3 protein-coding genes and 1 pseudogene are annotated in these 3,610 nt (G+C 58.3%); 3 read left to right on the plus strand and 1 reads right to left on the minus strand.

The features are described from left to right. From ACOVRA_RS08295 to lldD, 3 genes and pseudogenes are all read left to right on the plus strand, one after another. A pseudogene (locus ACOVRA_RS08295) lies at window positions 1-210 on the plus strand (ATP-dependent Clp protease ATP-binding subunit ClpX); the annotation flags it as partial. 18 nt (window positions 211-228) lie between these two features. After that, on the plus strand, window positions 229-666 hold the full coding sequence (locus tag ACOVRA_RS08300; protein ID WP_421719877.1) for a DUF1330 domain-containing protein: 438 nt from the start codon (window positions 229-231) through the stop codon (window positions 664-666). A 56-nt stretch (window positions 667-722) separates the two neighbouring features. After that, complete coding sequence (gene lldD, locus ACOVRA_RS08305; RefSeq protein WP_421719878.1) at window positions 723-1,868, plus strand: FMN-dependent L-lactate dehydrogenase LldD; 1,146 nt, start codon at window positions 723-725, stop codon at window positions 1,866-1,868. Window positions 1,869-1,873: 5 nt separating this feature from the next. Here the strand turns inward: lldD and ACOVRA_RS08310 are convergent. Then, on the minus strand, window positions 1,874-3,610 hold a 1,737-nt coding region (locus ACOVRA_RS08310), incomplete at its 5' end, for a penicillin acylase family protein (RefSeq protein ID WP_421719879.1).

Genomic DNA, 3,610 nt, shown 5'->3' on the forward strand with positions numbered 1-3,610 from the left:
GTGGCTACCAAAGCCATTGCGCGTAAGACGGGTGCTCGGGGCCTGCGCTCCATCCTGGAAGGGGTTCTGCTGGAAACCATGTTCGACCTGCCATCTTATGAGGGCGTGGAAGAAGTTGTGGTCAATGGCGAAGTCATTGAAGGCCGCGCCAAGCCCTTGCTGATCTATTCAGAGCGGCGTGAGCAAGCAGCCCCAGCCGCCGCTGGCTAACAAAGAGGCCATATCCCGATGACTGAAGAGGCCTTTGTCGATCCAACACGGGCAGCCTTTGACTTGTTCAAATCGCTGCCGCGGGATGAGCCGATCTGGATGCTCAATTTGGTGCGATACCGGCCGCTCGCGCTTTATCCCGCCGATCATCCAGACGCTAATCTGGGGCGTACGGGCGAAGAAGCTTACCAAGAATATGGTCGCACCAGCGATCCGATCTTTAGCCGCTTAGGTGGCAAGGTGGTTTGGCGTGGGATGATGCAAGCCATGGTAACCGGACCAGAATCAGAGGCTTGGGACACGATCTTCATCGCTAATTATCCCAGCGCTGGCGCCTTTCTGGCCATGGTCACCGACAGCGATTACCGCGAAGCTGTCAAACATCGCCAAGCTGCCGTGCTAACCAGTCGATTGGTGCGTTGCCAACAGCAAGATGCCAGCGGTGGATTTGCCTGATAGCCCAGCGCTGTGCTTAGCATGTGTGCAAGCGGTCGGTGTAGGGGCAGGGCGGAATGATCATTGCCAGTCCAAAGGATTTTCGGCGTGCAGCGCAACAGCGCTTGCCGCGCTTCCTGTTTGACTATGTCGACGGTGGGGCGCTGGACGAGGCGACGCTGCAAGCCAATGAGGCTGACCTGTCGATAATCTTGCTGCGCCAGCGTGTGCTGCACGCCATGGACAAAGTCGATCTATCCACGACCCTATTGGGCCAAGACCTCGCCTTGCCAATCATCTTGGGTCCGGTTGGCTTGTCCGGCATGTTGGTGCGGCGGGGAGAGGTGCAGGCGGCCAGAGCTGCCGATAAGGCGGGTATCCCCTATACACTCTCGACGGTCAGCGTCTGCCCTTTGGCTGAAGTTGCAGCGGCCACTCGTCAGCCCATCTGGTTCCAGCTCTATGTCTTGAAGGATCGCGGCTTTATGGCGGATGCCTTGGCGCGTGCTGCCGCCTTAGGCGTGACGACTTTGGTGTTCACGGTGGATATGCCAACGCCCGGATCGCGCTACCGCGACCCACATTCCGGCATGTCTGGCCCATGGGCGGGCACGCGACGTATGGCCCAAGCCGTGCTCCACCCACGCTGGGCGGTCGATGTTGGCCTTCTGGGGCGGCCGCATGACCTTGGCAATATCTCCACCTATCGTGGCCAAGCGACAGGCCTAACAGACTATATCGGCTGGTTGGGCGCGAATTTTGATCCCAGCATTGGCTGGAAGGATTTGGAATGGATCCGGGACACGTGGCAGGGCCCAATCATCATCAAGGGCATTCTCGATCCAGATGATGCCCGCGATGCCGTTACTTTTGGGGCTGACGCCTTGGTGGTGTCCAACCATGGCGGGCGGCAATTAGATGGCACACTGTCCACTGCAGCAGCTTTGCCTGGGATTGTTGACGCGGTGGCCAAATCTATCCCCGTCCTCGCGGATTCAGGTATAAGAAGCGGGGTAGATGTGCTGCGCTTTCTGGCACTGGGTGCGGACGCCGTTATGCTGGGGCGGGCTTATGCCTACGCCCTAGCTGCCGGAGGGGAGGCGGGGGTTAGCCGCCTCCTGTCACTCTTTGAAGCGGAGATGCGCACCAATATGACCCTGATGGGAGTCAAGAAAGTGGCTGATCTTGGCCCGCAATGCTTGGTTCAGCGTGTAAAAGGCTGATCCAGCTATTCCTTCAGCTTCAGAGTCTCACCCACTTTGGCCGCTTCTATCTGGGCAGGCGTAAAGGGCAGGCGGTTCCAGCGTTTCTCGGCATAGGCCTTGGTCTGGTCTGAATAGTAAGGCGAGGCGGGATCGGTGGATTGCGCATAGCTCAAAATCGCATCCGCCACGGGGCCTTTGTCATCAAAGCCGACAATTTGCACATAGCTGGTGCCATGGCGTGGCACGAGAATTTGGCCAACTTTCTCGGAGACTTGCACATTCAGCACACCCAGATTGCCATGTGCGCCGTGAATGGGGATGTTCTCGCCATTGCGGGTCATAAATTGGACATTGCCCCAAGCCACATCCAAGGCATAGCCCTCCTTGGTCAGGCGCTCTGCTGCTGCCCGCAGCGCACCACGAAGTTGTTCGGCCACAGGGCCTGTTGTGACCAGATCACGTGGGGTGTTGATAGGGTCTTTCAGATCAAAAGGCGTCGCCCATTTGCCCGGAAGCTTGTCCGCCAATTCCCAGAAGGCCCAGAAAAGATATCCACCCTTGCTGTCATTGTTATAAAGTCTGTCCCAGTTTTTCAGCGCCTGACAGGCAGCCGCCAGATCTGTTTGGTCAGCACATAGCCCCAAAACGGCATCGAGCGTGAGCTCCGCGGCGAGGGTCTTATTGGCAAACTGCATGGCGCGCGCGGTTTCATGATCGACCTTGGTGCTGGTGAAACCATCTGTGCCAGTCAGCCTGCGATCAATCTCAATCAAGCCGGAGCGGGTACGGAGGCTGCGCGCAACTTCTGCGGTACCCAGAATAGGAGACAAAACACGATAGGGGCTCTTTGGATTGGTCAGCCAATAGCTATCATTGCTATTGGCGACATAGTCGCGCCGTTCGACAATAGCTTGGTCACTGGCCGGCATCAGGCCGGGGGCAGGGGTGCCCGGTGCCTTATCCCAATCGCAGGCTGATTTGCTGCCATCGAGCACGACTAAGCGTTGAGCTAGCGGGGCCGAACGCGGCGTGGCGCAATCCTTGATCTTTTGGGCAGAGACATTGGGAACCGCCGTCACATCGGTCAAAAGCGCGTTGCCATAGCGGTCGGCCGCAATGGTATTCACCCAAGGAATGCCCAGCGTCTTGGTCACCGACTCCCGGATGTCGCCCACATTTTTCGCAAGGTTTATCCCAACCCAAGCGTCGATCAGGCGATTATTGCCGGCATTGGCGTCGCGGATCGCAAAGGCGCGCTCCTTGGTCCAATTGAGGCCCGCCGTTGGCACGACCAACAGTGGGCCAAAGCGGCTGACATAGATGGTGCGCTGGACGGGTCCGTCGGCAGTTGGGACTTGGATCGTGCGGACTTCCATCGCCTCGCTCTTGCCATCGACCAGATAGCGGGTTGGGTCGGCTGGATCGAGGGTGAGTTCAAACACCGTGGCATGCTTGGCCGCACTGACGGTATGGCTCCAAGCAATGTCCTTGTTAAAGCCAATCGTGGGTAAGGGGGAGCCCGCCAAAGTCGCCCCCATCACATCCACGACGCCCGGTATGGTGATATGAAGTTGGTAAAAGCGCGAAGGGCCAGCCCAAGGAAAATGCGGATTGCCAACAATAAGGCCACGGCCATTGGCGGTCGTCTCAGCCCCAAAGGCCCAGCCATTACTGCCAAGCCCTGCGGCTTCGGTATCGGGCAGGGCAATGGAGGCGACTTTCTCAGCCTTCACCTCTTGAGGCGGGGCGGCATAAGCAAT

Source organism: Aquidulcibacter sp. (assembly GCF_049239865.1).
Classification (GTDB): domain Bacteria; phylum Pseudomonadota; class Alphaproteobacteria; order Caulobacterales; family Aquidulcibacteraceae; genus Aquidulcibacter.

Excerpts from the sequence above, each read along its gene's own strand:
- lldD (WP_421719878.1), top strand. The coding sequence starts at position 723 with ATGATCATTGCCAGTCCAAAGGATTTTCGGCGTGCAGCGCAACAGCGC.
- ACOVRA_RS08300 (WP_421719877.1), top strand. The coding sequence starts at position 229 with ATGACTGAAGAGGCCTTTGTCGATCCAACACGGGCAGCCTTTGACTTG.